Origin of the sequence: Kitasatospora purpeofusca (genome assembly GCF_000718025.1) — a bacterium.
In the GTDB taxonomy this organism is placed as follows: Bacteria; Actinomycetota; Actinomycetes; order Streptomycetales; family Streptomycetaceae; genus Kitasatospora; species Kitasatospora purpeofusca.
The window spans coordinates 53,111-75,124 of sequence record NZ_JODS01000021.1; the positions used below are offsets into that span (position 1 = coordinate 53,111).

Here is a 22,014-nt window from a genome sequence, read left to right on the forward strand (position 1 = left end):
GCTCCGCTCCTGTCCCACCGCCTGCTCTTACTTCCGGCCGACCGGGCGAGATCCGCCGGGTGCGGACCCTGGGGTGGTCCGTTCCGCCGGTGCCAGAGGAAACGGCCGCCTACCCGGTGCGGCGGCTGAGCCCGACGCAGTCGCTCACCTTCGCGATGTGTCTCGCGGCGGGCTGGCGGGACGTTCGTCGGCCGGTGTACCCCGGCAAGCCGTTCGACCGCGCGCTGATCATCGATGCCTTGGTGGAAATCGGCGCCGACTCCAAGACGGTCAAGGACGCTCTCGACACCGAGCTGCCTCTCCTGCTGCTCGTCTACAGCGAGGGCGCCAAGCTCCATCTCGGTCCCGCAGTCGCGGCCCTGCCCGACACCTTCACCGAGGCCGTCCGCCGCATGCACGACCACCTGCCCCGCCCGCCCGAGGGCGGCGACCACCCCCCGCAGGAGGGTGCACCATGACCGAGATCCTCTCCGACCGGGAAGAGACCCTCGTGCTCGCTGCCGTCGCCGCCCTGGAGGCGGCCGACGGCCTTGTTCCGGCTGAGGTGTTTCCCGCGCTCGCCGACGATGCACTGCGCGCCGTCGTCGCCAGCCGCCTGAGAGCCGCCGGCCGTACTCTCCTCGCCCGTGAGCACCGCACTGTCGCCGGGTACACCAGCGGCTACGACGACACCGTGGCACGCACGCTCGCGTCCGACGGGATCGGCCTCCTCCCGGAGGCCGACCGAGTCGTGCTGGCCATCGTCCTGCTGCGCACCGTGGCGATACCCCGCGCCGGCGGCAAGCACCAGTCCACCTCCTGGCTCAGCGACGGCCCCGGCACCTCCATCACAGAGATCCACAGCAACACCGACGACGACCTCACCTACACGCTGATCCGCCCCGCCGTGCGGCGGCTGAAGGCCCGGCGCCTGCTGCGCACCGGGTACCTCGGGCAGATCCTGCCCGGCCCGGCCCTGCTACGGCTCACCGACGCGCAGTCGGCCCGCCTGTGGGAGGACCTGGTCCTCGTCACCCTGCCCGACTCCCCGTTCGCCGACGTCATCCGGCGCCAACGCGAGCGGCGGAACCCGGCACCAGCGTCCCGCCCCGCCGAGGAGCTCGAACCATGACCACCCAGACGAGTCCTGCAGAGCCCACCAGCACCCGGGAAATCGACCTGGGCATCATCGGGGACCGCCAACTGGTAGCCGTCCAGACCTTCGACATCGCCCGACACCCCTCGGCCGCCATCGTCACCGTGCCCGGCTGCTTCGTCGCGGTGACCGGCAAAGGCCCGGAGGACTCCAACGAATCCGGCAAGACCAGCTGGCTCGCGGCCGTCGCACTCCTGCTCGGCGACCCGGAGTGGCGCATGTACGGGGCAGGCCCGGCATCCGTTGCCCAGCTTCTCTTCGAACCCGACACCGCCGGCGTCGCCGCCCAGCGGTACCCGGCAGCGACCTTCGGCTTCATCGTGGGCGTCTTCGTCGATCCGGACGACGTCCTGGCGAGCGCCCACACCGTGTGGATGAGGATCTCCGCCACCGCCCCCTACGTCCAAGTCCGCCATGCCGCAGGGATCCACCTCGCAACCTCCCGCGAAGACGAGGATCGCCACCAAGCCGCCACCGCGATCTTCAAGTCACTCCCAGGCCCCTCACTGGGAGCTATCCAGTACGCCGAACGGCTCTACGGACCCGTCCCTCGCTGCCTCGCCTACCTCACCTCCCGCGGCAAGCGCCGAGGCGGCCCCTCACTCCTGAAACTGGAGACTGGGCTGTTCACCCCCGCCGGCATCGGAGCAGCCCTGATCGACCTGACCGGCCGGGCCCACCTGCTCGAAACCGACGAGAACATCCGCCGAGACCTCGCACGCGAGATGACCCGCCTCGCCGACCTGGCAGCAGAGAACGAGAACGCCACCATCGAAGAGGACCGAGCCCTGTCCGCGGTCGAACAACGGGACAAGGCACGCTCCAACCTGGCCCAGGCCAACGCATTCTGGGAACTGCACTACGCCCGCGGCCTGCTGGACGTCCTCGCCAGGAAGGACCAGCTGACCAAGGGCAAGAACAGCCTCCAGACACCCCGCGATGACGCGGAGCGGGCTGTGGCCCACACGACCACCGAGTTGGACGCGGTGCGCGACAGCCGCCAGACCGACGAAGCGTTCCGCGCAGCCTCGGAGAAGAGCCAGCTGGCCGCCAACCTGCTGGAGAAGGGCCGCGACCGGACGGCGGGCCTGAAGAACGACATCACCCGCACCGAAGAGCGCATCCAGGAGGAGGAACACCTGGCAGCCGGCGCCCACGGCACCCTGACCGACGCCCGCCACCTCGCCACTGAGGCACGCCAGGACACACTGGCCGCCGAAGTCGCCCGTACCGCTGCGGACGCCGCCCACGCCGAAGCCAAGCACAACGTCGAACAGGCCGAACGAGGCCACTACGGTCAGGCCGGCCGCGCCGTACAGCTCCTGTCCGCCGCCCGCATCGACGCGGTCGGCCTCCTGGACGGCCTCGACATCCCGGCCAACCAGCGTGATCGCTGGGAGGCACGCCTCGCGCTCTACCGGGACGCCGTCTGCATCGACGCCGACCAGGCCGACCAGGCCGTTCAAGCACTCGCCGAACTGCCAGGTGCAGTCCTGGTCCTACGCCAGCACGGCCACTCATCACGCTCCCCGGCATTCGCGCCACCCGCCCTGCGGCCCTTCCTGCACACGCTGGCCGAACGGCTCCACACAACCACGGACCCGATCGCCGCCCTCGACGACGAGCTCGGCCTGCGGATCCTCGGCGGATTCCCGCAGCCCATCACCGGCCGCGACGCCCTCCTCGAACGCCTGCGCCACGTGGCAGACGAGAGCGCAGAAGCCCTTCTAACAGCCGGACGGACCGCAGAGCGGGCCCACGTGACACAGGCCGACGCCGAGCTGCTCGTCAGCCGGCTCGAACACGCTGAGCGAGCTGCCGCACTGCGCGCAAGGCGGCAGGTCCTCGAAAGCGAGCTCGCCCAGGCCGAACCACGACTGCAGGAACTGCTGGAGTCCGCGAACAAGGCCGAGCGGCACATGCAGGATGCTCTGGTGAAACAGCGGACCCTCGTCCTTCAACGCCGCAATGCAGAACACCTGCTGCGCGAAGCAGAGCAAAATCTGGCGACCATCCAGGCCGACATCGACGAAGCCGACCGGCTGCTCGCCGCCCTGAACACCTCGTACTGGCAGGACCGAGCAGGCAGCCGCGAACAGGCCCTCACCGCACTTCGCTGGCCTCTGGACGGCGAAGAGCCGGACCCCGCCGCGCAGCCCCCCGACCGCCGAAGCGAGATCTCCCTGCGAGAACTGGCCGGGCGCTACCTCCTGCAAGCCATGGCCGACCTCGGCATCAACTCCATCACCGGTGCCAACGCTCCAACCCCCGCCATCGCGAACGCCGTCCACCTGCGCGCCAACCAGGCCGGTGATGAAGGCACGCGGCAGTTCCCAGGCGCCGAGGCATTCGAGGCGCCGGCCGAAGCGATTCAGGACTGGCTCGACACCCGGGCCGACACCGACCGCGGAACCCGCACCCGCGTCGTCACCAACCGCGAGGAACGCGAACTCGGCCTTACCGCAGGCCAACGGACCCTGGCCGACCTCCAGCACAGTGTCCACGCCATGCAGGACAGCATCACTCTGCGGCTCGACCAGGCCCTGCAGGACATCGAGAACGCCCTCGACCGCCTCAACCGCGGAGCTGGCCTCTACGGTGCCGAACTGCGCCGCACGCTCACACCGCCCGCCTCCCTGTCAGACCTGTGGCGCTGCGAGATCACTCCCTGCTGGCGGCGCACCCCCACAGGCCCCATGCTCCCCTACGACAACATCACCAACGCCGCGCAGGAGAAGCTGTTCTCCATCCACCTCGTCCTCGCGGCGCTCCTCGCATCTCCCCACCCCCGAGGGCGCCTGCTCATCCTCGACGAACTCGGCGACGCGCTGGGCTACCACCACCGCCGCGAGATCCTGTCCGCCATAGCCGACACCGCCCAGCAGCACGGCCTCACCATCCTGGGGACCTGCCAGGAAACGCTGATGGACGACGCCGCGGACTTCTGCGGCAGCATCCTCTACTTCCACTACCCCAGCCACACTGAGGCGCTCAACACCGCCACCCGGATGTTCGGCTACGACGACAACAACGAGCGCGTCGAGATCACCGTCGAAGCCCTCCTGGAAGGACGCACCTGGTGGTGACCGCCACACCCGACCCCCACCACGGCCCCGTCGTCCACCTGTCCGGAACACCGGCCGGGCTGCACGCACGCTTCGTCCAACGCACCCGCCGCCAGGACGACGGAACCCACCGCACCGTACGGGTCAAGGGCAAACGGCTGCGGGATACCCACGCCGACCTCCTACCCGCCACCGCGCCGGACCCGGCCGCGCTGGACCTCATCCTGTCCACACGCCGGCAGGGGGACCGCAGGTTCATCCTCGGCGCGACACCCCGCTCCTGGTCCACGGTCAAAGCCCGCTTTGGCGAAGACGCCTGGGAGCTCGCGATCGAACTCGTCCTGGCCGGCACTGTCACCCTGCGGTGCGAAGTAACCGACGACATGGCCCTCGGCGCCCCGACCCAATGGCACCTCACCACCGCTGGCCGCGGCCACGCCAGAGTCGACCAGGAAGCCCGCGACGTCCAGACCCAACGCCGCACCCGCGCCCTCCAACGCGCCCGCGACGCCATCGCCAACCTCCAGGTGCTCCCCGAAGGAATCGTCGAAGACGACCTGAGACAGCTCGACGAAGCGCTCGCCCGTGAACTGGAACGGCCCGCACCCGCGAACAAACGCATCGCCCTGCTCACCGCACTCGCAAGCGATCTGCACCAAGGCACCCGGCACACCAGCACCCGCGCCTTCTCCCTCGCACACACCCGGAACTCCAAGACCTGGGACGACGCGATCCGAGCGCTACGCGAGTCGGGAGTCCCCACCACCCTTGCGGAGGCCATCGGCCTGCGCGGGCACAGCCGGATAGGTCTCGGCGGACCCATCACAGCGATGCCAGGAGACCACCGCCGGCCTCTCGACGACCTCGGGATCGTCCTCATCCCGGCCGCAACCCGCGGCCTCAACCTTCAACTGCACAGCCGCACCCTGATCGTTGTCGAGAACCTCCAGGCCGCAGACGCCGCCTACGAGGAGCTTCGGACGAGTCGGCGAACACCAGGGATCGTGTACCACGCCGGCATGCCGAGCCACGACATCCGCCATCACATCGCCAACCTCGCCGAACAGGCAGCCACCATCATCATCGCCCCCGACGCCGACCTCGGTGGAGTCCGGATCGCCACCGCCATCTGGAACTCGCTGACGCCGCACGCCCGACAGCGAAGCACGATCTGCGACGTCGGACTGACCCCAACTCATCCGCCACAGGCTCCCTGGCCACCCGACAGTCCTGTCTGGCGAGACCTCCGCGCCATGCTTGCCAGCCCTGCGGCGGCCCTGGCAGACGGTTGCCTTCGCCGCGGCTACCCCGTCGAACAGGAGGGCTGCATCACCGAAGCCGTGGTGGCACTCGTCGAGAGCGACCCGTCCTGAGCGTGGCGGGCAAGGAACCGTCGTGAACGCCCTACCTGGATCACATGGCCAGGGCCCGGGCGACGGCAAGTACCCAGAGCCCGGCAACTCCAATGAGCTGACGTACCAAGGATATTCAGCGAACCTTCGTGCTCTGCCCCGCGCCCGAAGGCGGGCCCGCCCTGGTAGCTAACAAGGCCGGCCCGACGCACAGTGTGCGCCGGGCCGGCCTTTGTCGTAGCGGGGACAGGATTTGAACCTGCGGTGTGTTGACTGAACTAACTCACACGTTTTCGCAGGTCAGAGGGCTTTCTGTTAAGTTCCGGCGGTGAGTGGATCAACGTCCCTTGAACGGGATCTGAAGAACTTTGTACTGCCCGAGATCGGACGGTTGGACGAGACAGGAGACGCGTGGGAGCCGTACCGGTTGACCGATCCTCTGGGGCAGACTGTGGAACCGGTCGCGATCTACTTCAAGGACCTGCTCGCCGCCGACAGCCCCGCCACCACGTTGTATTCGTACGGCAACGATCTGCTGCGCTGGTGGCGATTCCTGTGGGCACACGACCTCGAGTGGGACCGCGCAGTGCGCGAGGACGCCCGGGACTTCACCCTGTGGATGCAGCTCGCGGACAAGCCGGTGCGTGTGCACTGGCGGCACCGTGGCAAGGATCCCGCAGAGATAGCTGCGCGCACGCCCCGGACCGGCCGACTCGCGCCCGGAACGCCCAACCTGGTGACGGGAAAGCCGTCCATCGGGAAGAAGTACGCGCCCACCACTCGGGCACACAGCGAGACCGTCCTGCGGACCTTCTACGACTTTCATCTCAACCGCAACAGCAACAAGTTGCTGGTCAACCCCTTCCCGCTGGACCGCACCCGCCGCAACAGCCGGCCTCATGCCCACCACAACCCGGCGGACGAGTTCAAGCACGAACGCACCGGCCGCTACCGGCCGACCATCCCTACGCGTATCCCCCGCCGAATACCGGACGACAAGTACACCGAGGTCTTCGCCGGCCTGCGCTCGCACCGCGACCGCGCCCTGCTGGCCTTCTGGGTCTCCACCGCCGCCCGCTCGGTCGAGCTGTTGACCGCGACCGAACGCGACGCCCTGCCCGGCCAGCAGGTCATCGGCGTGATCCGCAAAGGAACCCAGGATTACCAGCAACTGCCCGCATCTCCCGACGCCTTCGTTTGGCTCCGGCTTTACCAGGAGGCTGCCTGGCGCAAGGGAGTCCCGCGGGGCCGCAACCAACCACTGTGGTGGACCCTGCGACGCCCCTGGCGGCCACTCAACTACCACGCCGCCCGCGCCATGTTCACGCGGACGGTCGAGCTCCTGGGTGCCAACTGGACCCTCCACGACCTGCGGCACACCGCGACCTACCGCATGACCGAGGACCCGGCGATGTCGCTGGTCTACGTCCAGCACATCCTCGGCCACAAGGACCAGAGCACGCTCCAGAAGTACCTCCGCCCGAGCCGGGACGAGGTCATCTCAGCAGGTCTGGCCCATCACGCCCGCCAGGAAGCGAAGAAGAACGCCCCGCCGCCGGCTCCCACCGCCCCCGCCTACAACGAGGACTCGCTGAACACCCTCTTCGGGGGGCCCGTCGCGTGACCACCGCAACACTCACGGCGCCGCCGCAGACTGCCCGCAAGCTCGCTGGCGCCGAGGCAGCCTCGCTGCTGCAGAAGTTCCCGCCCCGCCACAACCTCGACCCCTGGCTAATGACCGAGGCCGACACCGACTACGTGCTCGACACCCTCCAACAGAGCCCCTTCCGCGCCGAAGGGCAGGGCGCCCAGTACACCCGCATGGTCGGCGCCCGCGTCATCCTGGCCTGGCTCCAGACCTTTCCCGGCTCGACCTGGCAGGCCAGCTGGGACGCCAGCCCAGCGGCTCACTCGACCGCCGGATGGCACAGCACCGTCCTCAACTGGGCCTCTACCAGCATCGGTCGACGGCCGACCTCGGCCTGCCTTGCCTCCGGGGCACTGGCCTTGATCTGCGCGGACGTCATCCGCCCGTCCCCGGCATGGCTTGCGGCCAGTTCCTCCAACGCCCTCCGGCCCGCCATTGCGACAACCCGCGACCCCGAGGGATTCGCCCGCCTGGAGGCCAAGTTCCCCGCGGCCATCCAGTCCACCCGTCATGCCTCCGGGGCCCTCAAGGCGGTCGCTGCCCTGCTCGCGGCCTTCGGTGGCCGCGTCGAGGACATTGTCGTTGGTGATCTTCTCGCCCTGCTTCAGGAGACCACCCACGATGCGGCGCGCGGCGTTCGCATCGCCTACACCGCCTTGCGCGAAATCGGCCAGTTCCCGTCGGACGCTCCGTTGACCCTGATCCGGCTTCAGACCCGAACCGGACAGGTGACTCCGGCGGAACTCGTGGACCGCTACGACCTGCGCTGCCGTCCGGTTCGGGACCTCCTCGTCGACTACCTCACCGAACGTCAGCCCTCCCTCGACCACAAGTCCCTGATCACACTGGCGGCGGCCCTGGCCAGCAACTTCTGGGCCGACCTCGAACGCCACCATGAAGACATCAACTCGCTCCACCTGACACCGGAGGTCGCCGCAGGCTGGAAGGCCCGCGTCAACACGGTTACCCGCCGTCGGCGGATGCCGGACGGCCAGGTCGTCGAGACCACAACCCCACGCTCCAGCGCGCCCGCGGTCAAGACGCTCGTTCGGGCCTTCTACCTGGACATCGCCCAGTGGGCCCTAGCCTCCGTGTTTCGGTTCGCGTCGGTTGATCTGGAGCGATCCCTGTATCGGAGGTTGCGGGGGCTGCCGCCAGACGTTGGGCATGCCGAGGGCCCGGCGCGATGGCCAGGTGCTCCTGGGTCCTCGTGTCGTGGTGGTCAGGGGCGGCTTGGCCTGTCAGGTGGCCGGTCGGGGTAGTGCCACCAGGCGGCTGAACGCCGCGGTCAGTTCGTGGCGCCAGGGCCAGGTGGCAGCGATCCGCAGGTATATGCGGCGGGCTCCGCGCGTGATCCGGGCCGCAGCGTGCAGGAGGCGGTAGCGGAGCTTCTTGGGCTCGGCGGTGGCCAACTCGCCTTCCAGTAGCAGGGTCCGGGCCCAGACGAGCAGGTCGATGGCGGTCAGGGACAGCTCCAGCCAGGCCTGGTTGATGGCGAAGTGGCGGGAGGGGAAGCGGCCGAAGCCGGTGGTCTTGCCGCGGCGGATGTGGTCCTCGACTCTGGCGTGAGCGCGGTGGCGGACCTCCAGGTACTGGATCGAGCCGCCGCCGGCGACGGGCGTGTCGGTGAGGAAGACCTGGTGGCGCATGCCTTCGTCCTGGTCGAACAGGGACAACTGGGCGCCTGGGTGGGGACGCTCGCGGCGGACGATGATGCGGGTGTCGTCCGGGTATCCGGTGAGGTCGACCAGGCCGGTCAGCTCGGCGACCTCGGCGCCGGCACGAAGGGTCCCGTCCTGTTCCAGGGCTGGGTGCCAGACCTGGTCGGGTAGGACCCGGATGGCCTTGCGGACCTGTTCGGTGACGGCGTGTCCGACGGAGAAGATGGTTTGGATGCCTCGCTGTCGCAGGGCGCGTAGGTGGGCGAGGAAGGTCTTGGCACTGCCCGCGCTGTCGGCGCGGATGAGGATCGGGGTGCCGTGGCGGTGGGCGTCGGGAATCTGCGCGAGGGCCGCGTCGAGGACCGTGATGTGGTCAGCTGCGGTGTTCGCTCCGGCGTTGCCGGGCCGCAGGATGCCGGCCAGGGCCTCGCCGGTGTTGTCCAGGAAGCAGAGCATCGGGTGGTAGCCGAAGCCGCGTTTGTAGGTGGCGGCCGCTTCTTCCTTCTCGGAGTGGCAGGTGACCAGGGTGGCGTCGATGTCCAGGACCAGGCCGGGCAGTTGACGACCTGCGGCGCGGGCCGGCGGTATCCCGTCCCTGGTCTCGGCGGTCTGCAGCCAGGCGACCTCGCGGGCAGCGGCCCGGGCTGCCCGCAGCGCGTTCAGGTTGTCGGTGTCGATGCCCGCCAGGACGCGCAAGGCGGTCGGGGTGGAGGCGACCGGCCCGAACACATCGCGCTGATCGCGCAGCACGGCCAGGTCCCGGATCGCCTCGCCTCCGTCGGCGAGCATCACCGCCAGGTCCACCGCGACGCGGCCGGGATCGTGCCCGGTCCCGCGCGGCCGCAGCCGGTGCAGGGCATCACTGAAGGCGCTGGTCAGCGAGGTGGCGTCGGCCAGATCCGTCAACAGACGCGAGCCGGTGTGGTTGACCACCCCGCGCCCGTCGGCACGGACGACGAGCCTGGGGCGTGACCGGGTAGCGTGCACGCAGAAAGTGCCTTCCTGCTGGTACGACTGGGACCTTAGACAAGCCTCATCGTTGCAGCTCAGAAGGCACTTTCGCTTTTCCGATCACGATCCGGACGCGACCCCGTATGAAGCGCGCAGGCTAGTTGGGTGTGTTGAAGGCACTACTTCACGTCATTGGGCGGAGCTACTCGTAGGTCCAAGTCTCCTGGGCGCTGGTGTATTGGACCACGCCCTCGGGGATCCAAAGCTTAATTTCGTGTTCGGTGAGGTCGAGGTCTTCGCCCTGCCTCACAGTCGGGATGTGCCTGGGGATCGCCCTGCCGCCGCTAATGACGATCACCGGCTTACCGTCGCGGTACTCGATCGACAGTGCGCCGATGTCCTCGGGCTTGACCTGGTCAGCCGGGACCAGGGTCGGCTCTGCAGGCGCCGAAGCCTCGGGGGTGGGAGTCCGCCCGAGGCTTGCAAGCATCTCGGGTGACATCTGCGCCTGGGCGGGGCCCTTTGAGTTGGTCTCAGACATGGCGTCTCCTCACTGATCGGCCCACTGCCGACCCGCCTGGATCTTTCCGTGACTGTCAGTCAGCAAACCATCACGCTTGAAAGATCGGAGGTGCCCCATGTCATGTAGGCCCCGCCCCCGCACTCGGTACCCGGATCCCCGGAGCTGACCTCACGCGGACGATGCCCGACGCACCAGCAGCCGGCACGGACGACGAGCCTGGGGCGTGACCGGGTAGCGTGCACGCAGAAAGCGCCTTCCTGCTGGTACGACTGGGACCTTAGAAGCCGTTGTCGTATCGATCTTGGTGGACGTGGGTTCGACTGGACAGCACGGTCGGGTGATCTTGCCGATTGCCGAGCATGAAGACAGGGCCTCTGGTGCAGCTCGGGGTTGTCGAGGCCTTGAGCACGCCAGGAGGCCCTGTTGTCGCTGTTGTACGCCCTTGCGTCGACTGACTCCAACTCAGCTGCCCGGGAGTGTGATTGTCTCGCGCACCGGTTCGGGAACGCCGGCGACCAACCGCACAGGCGACCGAGGTATCCGTCCGACATGAACGACGCGGAGTGGGCGGTCGTGCGCGACGCGATGCCCGTCCCGGGCTGGCTGGAGGGCCGCGGAGGCAGGCCGGAGGGCTATTGCCACCGACAGATGGTCGACGCGGTGCGCTACCTGGTCGCGGGCGGCATCACCTGGCGGGCGATGCCCGGGGACTTCCCCGCGTGGGACCGCGTCTACGCGTTCTTCCGGCGCTGGCGCGACAAGGGCCTGGTCGCCGAGTTCCACGACCGGCTGCGCGACCGGGTCCGTAAGGCAGCGGGCCGCGACCGGGAGCCGACCGCGGGGATCATCGACGCGCAATCGGTGAAGGCGGCCGCGTCGGTGCCGGCCGAGAGCCGGGGCTTCGACGGCGGAAAGAACGTCAACGGCCGCAAGCGGCACATCATCGTCGACACCCTCGGGCTGCTGCTGACGGTGATGGTCACCGCGGCCTCGATCACCGACCGCGAGGCCGGACGGACGCTGCTGGCCCGGCTGCGCGAACGGCACTGGCACATCACGCTGGTGTGGGCCGACGGCGGCTACACCGGGCGCCTGGTCGACCTTGCCCGCGACGTCCTGCGGATCGCGCTGACGGTGGTCAAACGCAACGACGACGCGGCCGGGTTCACCGTGTTGCCCAAGAGGTGGCTGGTGGAGCGCACGTTCGCGTGGTTGATGCGCTCACGCCGCCTGGCCCGCGACTACGAGACGCGCACCGATACCTCGGAGGCGGTGATCCGCTGGTCGATGAGCATGGTCATGAGCCGCCGCCTCGCCCGGCGGGCACGCTGAACAGCCCCGGGCGGTCCTCGACCAGCCAGCCCCGCGCGGCCAGACGCTTCGCCTTCGACCGCAACCCCTCAACCTTCGCGGGAACCGGTTCCAGCCCGAGCGCCCCGGCCAGCTGCCGGCAGTCCATCGCCTCCCCGCCCGCCCCGTTCCCGCCGGCCAGGACATCCGTGATCCGCTGGTAGTCCGGTGCCAGCACCGTTGGGGCGAGCCCTTCCCGCCAGTGCGGCACGACCGAACCCGGCACCGCCGCCTCGACCCGAACCGGCCGTTCGCCCGCCACCACGACCGGCGACGCCTCCTCGCCCGCACGTGGTCCCGCCAAGACCTCGCTCACCGTCTCACGGGCGATCACCAACCGCTCCCACGCAGCCTCCGCCTCCCGCAGCTCGACCTGAAGGACCTCCACCCGCTGCCGAGCGACGCGTTCGTGCTCCTCCAGCAACCCCATCACCGACGGCATCCCGGCACCTCCACCGAAGAGACGACACGACACCCCGTCTCTGCCGCCGAAGCACCGACCCTATGCCTGACCAGCGGAAACGCACCAATCACTCTCGGAAAGACAACGGCTTCTTAGACAAGCCTCATCGTTGCAGCTCAGAAGGCACCTTCGCTCTTCCGATCATGATCCGGACGCGACCCCGTATGAAACGCGCGGGCTAGCGGTTAGTGAGTCTTGGGCTTAAAGCCCAAGCCACGGAGCGAGCGAGTCCCAGGCCATGCCGCACAGACGTTTGGACCGCTCCTGAACGAACTCGACCGTCCAGTCCTCCTCTCGCTGGGCAAGCGCTGCGACCAGGGGAAGATGGCGGGCTCGGCGGATGATGGCCTCAGCACCATCGCCGATCTCGATGCCTTCCTGAGCGGCCTGCGCCAGCGTCCGCTCCGCTTCCTCAACGGTGGTGGCGGAGAGAGCCTGGAACATCAGCCGCTTGATCGGCCACGGACGCTGCTTCGCGGACGAGTTCTCCACCCCGGGGAGAAGGGTCAGGTTCCCCAACACGTCGACGACGTTGTCGTCGTAGAGCTTCGCGTCCCACCCAGGTGCCGTCTTCTGGGGAGCGACGTGCTCGATGGTTGAAAACGCCTGGTCGTGCCAGCTCTCGAGGTTAAGGGTACTCAGGAGCCCCCTCCTGCCGAGAGCGATCAGGCCGCGCTTCTCCTGATCGGGCGTCGAGTCATTGGAAGCCGCGAGGAGCAGAAGCTTGGTGAGCTGATTGGAGCTCTTATAGACCGTGATCTCCGAAGCCTTCGCGACCCAGCGATCCTTCTCGGCCAGCCCGGCCTCCTGGAGCTGCTGCCGCAGGAAGCTCAGCATGTCTTCCACAGGCGGCACCTCGGTGAGTGGGCGGCCGAGACGCTTGAACCTCAACCCGTCGACGCTGGCGGACGGTTCGTCCATGAGGTCCCGGTAGACCTTGTCAATCCCGTTGGTGCCGCCGAAGGCTCCTCGCCACAGGCCGAAGAACGCACCGCAGGCACGGACGGCAGTGAGGAACTCGCGCGCACGGCCATCGATGTCGTCCTGCTCCAGCCGGTGAGCCGCGTAGTACCGAGTGAGCGGTGCGATCACAATGTTGTGCTTGGCCTCGGTCAGCACCTGCGCGCACAGGGCGGCCTGGTTCCGCAGCTCGGCGTCTGAGCACTCGGGGAGCTTGCTCGGATCGGCCCACGGGCCGGAGACAAACTTGGTGAGCTGCGCCAGCGCCTGCAGGAAGACTCGCTTCTCTGCCTGGCCGGCCTCCTTGTCGAAAGAGGTGCGAAGGTAGCGGCGCTGCTCGCTGAGGCGCTTGCTCAGCCGATATCCATCGTTGAGAAGCGCGAACGGGATGAGGATGTTGTCCGTCGCCGTCTGCCGCTTGTCTGCCGACGAGGCTCCCTGGGCATCGAGGTACTTCTCGATCGTGTCGAAGTGGCCATACGACTCCGACGTGTGCCACTCCTTCACCGGCTCGTTCTTGATGGCCTTCGGCTTGAACGTCTCGATGGCGGTGAGCGGCTGCCCCGTCGTGTTAAGCGCCTCGAACATGTCGAAGCCGTAGTCCTCGTGCTTGGACGTCACGACCGCCACGGTCACCCGGTTGAGCAGGTAGTTGGCGAAGACGATCAGCCGGAGCAACGCCGCGATGCGCTCATCCTCGCGAGCTGCCTCCATCACGAACTCCGGGAACGGGCTGTTGAACAGGGCTTCTTGGAGGACTTTGGACTCCGCCATGGCTACGGCGGAGATGAGCTCGGCCTCGTCTTCCTTGGCCTGGCGCTGCGGAGAGACCGCCTGGCGAAGGGCTCGGCGGATGATGACACGCGTGCCCTCGAGATGCTTGTGTGCCTGGGCGTTGGCATCCTTCGCTTCACCCTCGAGGAACGGGGTGTGCTTGTACTCCTGAGTTCCGATCTGGCTGCGCCCGTACTGGGCGTACTGGTGGAGGTAGTAGCCGATCGGAGACTCGTACTGTGCCTCGCCCTTGTTGCGGGACCAGACGTCATGGTATGAGCGGATCATGCGAGGGTAGAAGCGGAATTCTCCCTCCCCGTAGCGCATGTCCTCTTCGAAGGTGTCGGTGAGGCGTACCGTCACGTCGACGGCCTGGTTGAAGCACCAATCGCGAGCTTCGCCCCCGCCCTTGGGGAGCCGATTGGCTCGGGTCGTGATCTCTTCGTGCAGGACGGTGGTCAGCAGGAGGAGCGTGGTCATCCGTTGCTGACCGTCGATGATGCTCATGACGCGCGGGGGCACCATCGGCCGGTGGATGGGGTCGACAGTGGTGTACTCGAGGTCGCGCAACGCGATCACGGACCCGATGAAGCAGATCGAAGCCTGGAACTTCGTGAGCTGCTCGACGCCGTGGGCGACGTCTGCAATGAGACGCTTTACTTTGTTCGCATCCCAGCTGTACGCGCGCTGGTACGGCGGGATGTAGAGACACTGCCCGGTCTCGCTGAGGAACTGGGCCACTGTGTAAGGGGCGGCGTCAAAGATTTCTCGGGTTTCCAAGATGAAGCTCCCGTGCATTTCGCGGTTCCGTTTGCCGTTCAGGCTCTCTTCGCGCGGTGATCGCGGCTTTCTCGGTTCCTTGGCGGACGCGGGCGGCCTGCAGGCCCGCGTCGTCGGAACTTCATTGCTGCTGCGGTTCCTGCCGGCCCCCTCGCCACGTGCCCCTGGGTAGCGGCGCTACTTCTTCCAACCGTCCCCCTCGGCCTGCCCAAAGCCTGACCGTCGCGGCCTGCTATTCCACGACCAGCGATCACCCTAGACCGAGTGGCTGACATGCGTGAGTTCCTCCCGGAAAAACGCATGCGAAGAGCCGGGCATATCTGGCATATGCCGCAAAAGTTCGACGATTGCGATGCGGGGGACGCGGAAGCGGTAGACCCCGGTGGTAGCGCAACGTGTCCGGCCGGGCGGTTTGGGTGAGCTCGCGTCGGCAGTCCCTCCGGACCGATAGGATCTCAGTGCACTCCTGGCGGAGGAGATCGGCCCGCCGAGGAGAGTCGCCAGGAGTGAGAGTCGGAACGCGCCGGAACGAGGGGGGCAACATGGTCGAGGGACGTGCCGCGGAAGCAAAGATCGTGTACCTCGACTACAACGCCACAGCTCCACTGCGCCCGGAGGCCCTCGAGGCAACGCTGGCGGCGCTGAAGAGCGTCGGCAACGCCTCAAGCATGCATCACTTCGGCAGAGACGCTGCCGCCAGGGTCGATGGCGCGCGCCGCCAACTTGCCGACCTGCTCAGCTGCTCCCCGGGAGAGATCATCTTCACCTCGGGAGCAACAGAGGCGAACAACCTCGCTCTGCGGGCCGCGCTGGCCCGCGGGGGTGCGCTGGTTACCACTGCGGTCGAACACCCTGCCGTGCTTGAAGCGGGACGTGCGATCACTGAAGGGGAACCCGATGATTTTGTCGTACTCCCCGTGGACGGCGATGGTGTCCTCGACCTGCAGCCACTCCACGACGCCCTCAAGCGGCGGAACGTCGCCCTGGTGTCGGTCATGCTCGCAAACAACGAGACCGGAGTCCTGACCGATCTGGTCCCCATCGCCAAGGCCGCGCACGAAGCCGGCGCCCTGGTCCACACTGACGCGACGCAGTACGTCGGGCGGCTGCCTCTGGACCTTGCCGAGTTGGACATCGATCTGCTGTCGCTCTCCGCTCACAAGTTCGGCGGCCCGCAGGGGGCGGGGGCGCTGTTCGTCCGCCGCGGAACCAATCTTCCGCACCGTCCCCTCCTGATCGGAGGTGGCCATGAACGTGGATGGCGAGCAGGAACCCTCAATGTGGCCGGCATCGCCGCGCTCGGCGCCGCAGCAGAGGCTGCCCGACGCAACCTGCCGTCGGAAGCCGCCCGGGTGTCCGAGCTGCGCGACAGGCTGGAAGCCGGTCTGACCGCTCGCGTGTCGGACTGCCAGATCAATGCGGCGCAGGTACCTCGCCTTCCTGGTGTGACCAGTGTCACTTTCCCGGGAGTGCCGGCCGACGCGGTGCTCGCCGCTATGCCCCACGTAGCGGCATCGGACGGCAGCGCCTGCTCGTCGGGAGCGCCGGGCCCGAGCCACGTCCTGCTGGCAATGGGCCGCAGCCGTGAGGACGCGGACGCCACTGTGCGCTTCTCCCTGGGATACGCCACCACCACGGAGGACGTCGACCGCGCAATCGACGCCGCTGCTGCAGCGGTCGAGCGAACTCGGTTGCTGATGGCCGCTACCGCCGAACAGTGACCGACGTTATCCCCTATTAGCCCTTCTTTCCTGCGATTGACCCACCGAGAGGCATCCCCGAATGTCAGACAGCCGGCTCGCTGAGGCCGTCGAGCTCAATTTCAACCGCCACGAGACCTTCGCGCCGCGGTTCGGTTGGATGCACAAGGCCTATACGCAGGTGAAGGATCACCCCGACATCTTCTACCGCGAGGACGCACCCGTCCTTCTCGGCGTCGGTCGGAACATGGTCAACGCGATGCGCTACTGGTCGAAGGCGTTCAAGCTGACCCAGGAGCATGCGCACACCGACCCGTCCAAGAAGGCACGCCTGTCCGCACCGACATGGCGCGCCCGGTGGCTGCTCGACGAACACGGCGCGGACCCGTATCTCGAGGACACCGGCAGCCTCTGGCTGCTGCACTGGTGGCTGCTCTCCGCCGAACCGGACTCCAAGTGCCAAGCGCCCAGCTGGTACGTGATGTTCAATCTGGCGCCACGCTCCCGAGTTACGACCGCAGAGATGACGAGCGTCATCACGCGTTTCGTGCATGAGAACTTCGACGAGGACAAGTGGCGGGCGGCGGAGTCGGTCAACCGTGACGTGGACTGCCTGATCAAGATGTACGCCCTGGACCAGGAGTTCAACCCGCTGTCTCCGGGGAGTTTCGAGGACCTGCTCATGTCCCCGTTCAGGGAGCTCGGACTGTTGGAAGGGCAGGGCAAGGGCAAGCAGCGGACCTGGCGCTTCACCAGCGGATCCCGGTCGAACCTGCCCGCGCCGGTGCTCGCCTACGCCTGCCTGGACTACGCCTCTCGGCTCGCCCCGAACGCTGGCTCGATCACGTTGGCACGGCTCGCCGCAGAAGAAGGGTCACCGGGCCGCGCGTTCCGTATGCGGGAGCCTGAGTTGGCCAAGGCCATCGAGTCCGTGATCAATGATCACCCTGACCTCCAGCTGGTCGAGGCCCTCGGCCAGAGGAGCCTGGCCTACCTCAAGCCCCCACAGACGCTCGCGTGGGACATCTTGGATGAGTACTACGGCCGTGTCCGGGATCGGGACGGGTTCCCCAGTCCGGAGCGATGGACCGAGATCTACCCCGGGCTTGCCAAGACCGCGGTGAGCAGTGCGCGTAAGAAGACGTCCCAGCAGGCCGAGGAGCTGGTGTTCGGCGAGGAGAACTCCTGATCATGACGACGAAAACCAAGCAGCGCTCCCGCCAGAGCACCGACAGTTTCCAGCTCCCTAAAGGCATCGCCCTGGTCGGATCGGAGCTGCGATCCACCAACCTCGAACGTGACGTCCGCGAGCGCCAACTGAACTCGCCCTACGTCGGCGCGCGCGCCCTCGATGTCCTCGAGCGCGTCACCAACGCCGTCGGCGATCTCGGACGTACCCGCGCATGGTCGTTCACCGGCCCCTACGGCTCCGGCAAGTCCACGCTCTCCAACCTCTTCGACGCCTTCCTCGGACACGACAAGGCTCGCCGCGCCGAAGCAGAAGCGGCCGTTGCGGCAACCAGCCCCGGATACGCCGCGCGGCTGTCCCGCGTCCGGGACGAGCTGACCACGGACGGCTTCCTCGGCGCTGTTGCCACAGCCCGTCGTGAACCTCTTGCCGCAACGATTCACCGAGCCCTGCAGACAGCCGTCGAGCGCAGGTGGAAGAAGCGGCCCCCGAAGGTCGTCGCTCAGGCCCTCGCCGCGTGCGCCGAACGGGAGGTCCCGACTGCGCAGTGCCTGCTTGATGCCGTCACCGTGTTGTGTGACGCTGCCCCCGTCCTGCTGATCCTCGACGAGTTCGGCAAGACACTCGAGTACCTCGCCGCGGCCGGCGACACCGGAGACGCCGACAGCGACGTCTTCCTGCTCCAGATGCTGGCAGAGAAGGGAGCAGGCCGCTCGGGCCTGCCACTGTTCATCTTCACGCTCCAGCACCTGGCGTTCACCGACTACGCAGCGCGATCCAGCTCCGTCCAGACCCAGGAATGGGCAAAGATCCAGGGCCGGTTCGAGGACATCACCTTCGCACCGAACCTCGGCGACGCCGTCCACCTCATGCGCCGCCGCCTCGACCTGTCCGCCGTTGCCGAGCCTGGCCGCGCTCTCATCGAGGCCCAGGCAGAAGCTGCCGCGAAGGCGTGGAGGGAGGGGCACGCACTCAACTCCGTTGTCGACATCTCGGCCGAGATGTTCGCCGGCCTTTACCCTCTGCACCCGCTGACCGCTGTCGCGGCCCCGCTGCTCGCATCCCAGATCGGCCAGCATGACCGAAGCCTCACTGGCTTCCTCGCCAGCGACGAGCCCCACACGGTCCGGCGGACAATGGAGACGCTGTCCTCGGACGCGCCCGAGCGCGCCTCGACGGTTCGCCTCCCGCAGCTGTACGACTACTTCTTCGCATCGGGCCGCACCACCATCCTCGCCTCGTCGAACGCCAGCCGCTGGCTCGAGGTCGACATGCGGCTCAACGAGGCCCACGGCCTACCCGATGAAGACCAGGAAGTCCTCAAGGTCATCGGCATCCTGAACCTCATCGACGCCGACGGTCTCCTGCGCGCAACGCCCGGCATGATCCAGTTCGCGCTCAACGACCCACTCGACGCCAACGACCCGGACCGCTTCGCAGCCCTGCAGAACAAGCTGGACAAGCTCGTCCAAGACGGCTTCGTGGTTCACCGCGCCTACAGCAACGAATACCGCGTCTGGCAGGGCACCGACGTCGACATCGACGCCCGGGTCCGCGAAGTCGCCACCCGGATCAAGCCCGCGGACGTCGTCGACTACGTCAGCAAGCACCTCGGCACCGTCCTTCCCGCCGCCGTAGTGGCCGGCAAGCACAGCCAGCAGACCGGAATGCTGCGCTACTTCGTCACAGCGGTCAGCCACGAAGGCGAGAAGATCGACGGCCCCGAGGTGGTCAAGGACGCCGCCGACGGCCTCATCGTCTACCACCTCGGCACCCTCGACACCCGGCCTGCCGTCAACTCGCCCCTTCCGGTGCTGATCGGCGTTACCCAGAACCCCGAGCGGGTCCTCCAAGCCGGAATCGACCTCGTCGCACTCGAGGAACTCCTCGACGACGACACCATCGACCACGTCGCCTCCCGGGAGATCGCCGAACGCGCAGCAGAGATCTCCCAGCTCATCGGAGCGCAGCTCGACGAAGCGTTCAACCCCCGTAGCCCGCAGGCCACCTGGCACCTCTGGAACACCGCTGCCGACGTCACCAACGCGCCCGACGCAGCTCTCGAAGCGCGCAGCTACGCCAGCCTCGCCTCCCAGGCATGCGAACTCGTCTACCCCCACACTCCGCGCATCCGCAACGAGATGGCCGGCCGTCACCAGCTCACCAGCAACGGCTCGCGAGCCCGCCGCGAGGTGCTCACCGCCATGATCCAGCGATCGGGCGTGCACCTCCTGGGCTTCGACCCCGACAACTACTCCGCGGAACGCGCGATGTACCACGGAGTCGTCGAGTACCTCGGCCTCCACCGCGTCGCAGGGGAGAGCGGCAACGCTGTCGACTCCGACACCATCCTCACCCACGGAATCTCCAGGCCCAGCAAGGAAGCCAACGCCGAAGCCAACGTCACCGAAGTCTGGGACACCCTCGAGGCAGCGCTGACCAAGGCCACCCGACCGACCCCTCTGGGCGATATCTACGAGCAGCTCATGGCGCCGCCCTACGGCGTCAAGGCCGGCGTCGTCCCGATCCTCGTGGTCACTGCCCTGATCCTTCGCAGCGACGACATCGCACTGTTCGAGGACGGCAACTACTGCCAGCGGCTGACCCCGGAGATCATCGAGCGGCTCAACGTCAACCCGGACCGCTTCATGGTCAAGGCCGCACCCGTCGGCCGCGGTCAGCGCCGCCTCGTGGTCGAAGGACTCGCCAAGGCCCTGAACATCACCGCGCCGCGATCACGCTCGGCCCGTAACCCCATGCTCCTGGCCGTCACCCGGACGATCCTCGGCCGCTACATGGCGCTTGACGACTTCGCCAAGGCCACCAAGCGCCTGAGCGCGCCGGCGCTGAAGCTCCGGGACGTCCTGAAGGAAGCCACCGACCCCGACGAGCTGATCTTCACCGCCCTGCCCCTTACTCAGGGAGTCGAGCCCGTCCTGGCCGAGACCGCCAAGGACGAACAGGGCGCCAAGACGTACGTCGCGGGCCTCGTCGCCACCCTCGACGAGCTGTCCGGCGCGAGTGCTGCCCTACGCCAGCAACTCGTCGCGGCCCTCGCAAAGGAATTCCGCCTCCCTGCCGAGATCGCCGAACTCCGCTCTGGTCTCGCCGAACGGCTTCGCGGGTTCGCCAACGCACCCCTCGAACTCAGCCTGCAGGGCTTCGTCTCACGCGTTCTCGACGAGAACCTGCCAGACGAGGACTGGCTCGAGCCGATCACCATCCGTCTCCTCAACAAGGCCCTCGTCAACTTCACCGACCGCGACACGGATGCCTTCCCGGCCAAGGTGAAGGAGGTCGCCCGCGCCCTCGACCGAGTCAGCCACCTCTACGAGACCAACGACGAGCCGGAGGTTGCCCAGAAGCCGGCCTCGCCGCGGCGCATCGACACCCGCCTTCTCACGCTCACCACCCCCCAGGGCACCGAGGAACGCACCCTCATCCACGTGCCGAAGCAGTCACGCAAGGCAGCCGACAAGCTCGTTGTCAGTGTCATCAGGCAGGCTGAAGAGGCGCTCGGCCCGGACGGCGCCCGCATCCTGCTCGCCGCCCTCGCCGAACGCCTGGCCGCCGCCGCCACCGACGCGGCCCCCGAGACGAAGGAGAAGCTGTGAGCGACACCAGCTCCGGCACCAAGAAGCGCCACGTACTCGGCCTGTCCGGGGGCAAGGACTCCTCAGCCCTCGCCATCCACATGCGCGACCGTGTACCCGACATGGAGTACTTCTTCTGCGACACCGGCGCCGAGCTGCCCGAAACGTACGAGTACCTCAACCGCCTTGAAGCCGCAGTCGGCAAACCGATCGTCCGGCTGAACGCCAGCCGCGACTTCGATCACTGGCTTGAGGTCTACCAGGGCACCCTGCCCAGCCCTCAGATGCGCTGGTGCACCAAGAACCTGAAGATCAAGCCGCTGGAAGAGTGGGTCGGCGACGACGAGGTGATCTCCTACGTCGCCATCCGCGCAGACGAGAACCGCCTCGGCTACGTCAGCACCAAGCCGAACATCACCGCGGTGTTCCCATTCCGCGAGGATGGCATCGACCGCGCCGGCGTAGACAAGATCCTCGACGAGGCCGGCATCGGCCTGCCGGCCTACTACGAGTGGCGCACTCGCTCGGGCTGCTACTTCTGCTTCTTCCAGCGCAAGCACGAGTGGGTCGGGCTGAAGGACCGTCACCCGGACCTCTTCGAGAAGGCCATAGCTTACGAGGAGAAGGTCAACTACCGGCACACTGCGATGCAGGGCCGAGAGTACACCTGGTCCCAGGGCGAGTCTCTGCATGACCTGATCGAGCGCCGCGAGGAGATCGAAGCCAAGCACCAAGCAGCTCTGGAGAGGGCGGCCACCCGCGTAAAGCCGAACCGACCGCTGCTCGAGATCCTCGCCGACGCCCACGACGAGGACGACGACGAGGCAGGCTGCTCCGTCTGCCACCTCTGACGAATAACACCTGAGCCCC

15 protein-coding genes are annotated in these 22,014 nt (G+C 67.6%); 11 read left to right on the forward strand and 4 right to left on the reverse strand.

Annotated features, from left to right (window positions below; translation table 11 throughout):
* Nucleotides 1-89: 89 nt before the first annotated feature.
* The 6 genes from IF01_RS0126850 to IF01_RS0126875 all read left to right on the forward strand — a co-directional run bounded on the left by IF01_RS0126850 (nt 90) and on the right by IF01_RS0126875 (nt 8,462).
* Nucleotides 90-458 (forward strand): hypothetical protein, encoded by a 369-nt coding sequence (locus IF01_RS0126850; protein WP_157855353.1) that lies wholly within the window; start codon nt 90-92, stop codon nt 456-458.
* Nucleotides 455-1,111, forward strand: a complete 657-nt coding sequence (locus IF01_RS0126855; protein ID WP_051756247.1) for a hypothetical protein — start codon at nt 455-457, stop codon at nt 1,109-1,111. The genes IF01_RS0126850 and IF01_RS0126855 overlap by 4 nt, the downstream gene beginning before the upstream one ends.
* Nucleotides 1,108-4,221 carry a coiled-coil domain-containing protein gene (locus tag IF01_RS0126860; protein ID WP_030396122.1) on the forward strand — a complete coding sequence of 1,038 codons (3,114 nt, stop codon included), beginning with the start codon at nt 1,108-1,110 and terminating at the stop codon, nt 4,219-4,221. The genes IF01_RS0126855 and IF01_RS0126860 overlap by 4 nt, the downstream gene beginning before the upstream one ends.
* Nucleotides 4,215-5,573 carry a DUF2399 domain-containing protein gene (locus IF01_RS0126865; protein WP_030396123.1) on the forward strand — a complete coding sequence of 453 codons (1,359 nt, stop codon included), beginning with the start codon at nt 4,215-4,217 and terminating at the stop codon, nt 5,571-5,573. The genes IF01_RS0126860 and IF01_RS0126865 overlap by 7 nt, the downstream gene beginning before the upstream one ends.
* A gap of 406 nt (nt 5,574-5,979) precedes the next feature.
* Nucleotides 5,980-7,176, forward strand: a complete 1,197-nt coding sequence (locus IF01_RS0126870) for a tyrosine-type recombinase/integrase (protein ID WP_244215639.1) — start codon at nt 5,980-5,982, stop codon at nt 7,174-7,176.
* The gene (locus IF01_RS0126875; protein WP_208624356.1) at nt 7,173-8,462 is read left to right on the forward strand and encodes a hypothetical protein; all 1,290 of its coding nucleotides are present in this window, start codon (nt 7,173-7,175) and stop codon (nt 8,460-8,462) included. The genes IF01_RS0126870 and IF01_RS0126875 overlap by 4 nt, the downstream gene beginning before the upstream one ends.
* On the opposite strand, the gene IF01_RS0126880 is transcribed toward IF01_RS0126875, so the two are convergent.
* The gene (locus IF01_RS0126880; protein WP_030396126.1) at nt 8,442-9,848 is read right to left on the reverse strand and encodes an IS1380 family transposase; all 1,407 of its coding nucleotides are present in this window, start codon (nt 9,846-9,848) and stop codon (nt 8,442-8,444) included. The genes IF01_RS0126875 and IF01_RS0126880 overlap by 21 nt on opposite strands.
* Nucleotides 9,849-10,014: 166 nt before the next feature.
* On the reverse strand, nt 10,015-10,353 hold the full coding sequence (locus IF01_RS0126885; RefSeq protein ID WP_030396127.1) for a hypothetical protein: 339 nt from the start codon (nt 10,351-10,353) through the stop codon (nt 10,015-10,017).
* Nucleotides 10,354-10,884: 531 nt separating this feature from the next.
* Between IF01_RS0126885 and IF01_RS0126890 the strand changes: the two genes are divergently transcribed.
* Nucleotides 10,885-11,667: an IS5 family transposase gene (locus tag IF01_RS0126890; RefSeq protein WP_030396128.1), complete on the forward strand. Its 783-nt coding sequence runs from the start codon at nt 10,885-10,887 to the stop codon at nt 11,665-11,667.
* On the opposite strand, the gene IF01_RS0126895 is transcribed toward IF01_RS0126890, so the two are convergent.
* Together IF01_RS0126895 and IF01_RS0126900 are read right to left on the reverse strand one after the other, a co-directional pair.
* Nucleotides 11,633-12,127, reverse strand: a complete 495-nt coding sequence (locus IF01_RS0126895) for a hypothetical protein (protein WP_030396129.1) — start codon at nt 12,125-12,127, stop codon at nt 11,633-11,635. The genes IF01_RS0126890 and IF01_RS0126895 overlap by 35 nt on opposite strands.
* 222 nt (nt 12,128-12,349) lie before the next feature.
* Nucleotides 12,350-14,680, reverse strand: a complete 2,331-nt coding sequence (locus IF01_RS0126900; protein ID WP_244215640.1) for a DUF262 domain-containing HNH endonuclease family protein — start codon at nt 14,678-14,680, stop codon at nt 12,350-12,352.
* 524 nt (nt 14,681-15,204) lie between these two features.
* On the opposite strand from IF01_RS0126900, the gene IF01_RS0126905 reads away from it, so the two are divergent.
* The 4 genes from IF01_RS0126905 to IF01_RS0126920 all read left to right on the forward strand — a co-directional run bounded on the left by IF01_RS0126905 (nt 15,205) and on the right by IF01_RS0126920 (nt 21,995).
* The gene (locus tag IF01_RS0126905) at nt 15,205-16,383 is read left to right on the forward strand and encodes a cysteine desulfurase family protein (protein WP_037781247.1); all 1,179 of its coding nucleotides are present in this window, start codon (nt 15,205-15,207) and stop codon (nt 16,381-16,383) included.
* 61 nt (nt 16,384-16,444) lie between these two features.
* Complete coding sequence (locus IF01_RS0126910) at nt 16,445-17,551, forward strand: DUF4007 family protein (RefSeq protein WP_030396132.1); 1,107 nt, start codon at nt 16,445-16,447, stop codon at nt 17,549-17,551.
* A 2-nt stretch (nt 17,552-17,553) separates the two neighbouring features.
* Nucleotides 17,554-21,165 (forward strand): hypothetical protein, encoded by a 3,612-nt coding sequence (locus IF01_RS0126915; protein WP_030396133.1) that lies wholly within the window; start codon nt 17,554-17,556, stop codon nt 21,163-21,165.
* A complete protein-coding gene (locus IF01_RS0126920) occupies nt 21,162-21,995 on the forward strand; it encodes a phosphoadenosine phosphosulfate reductase family protein (RefSeq protein WP_030396134.1) in 834 nt (277 codons plus the stop codon). Before IF01_RS0126915 ends, IF01_RS0126920 begins: the two co-directional genes overlap by 4 nt.
* Nucleotides 21,996-22,014: the final 19 nt, after the last annotated feature.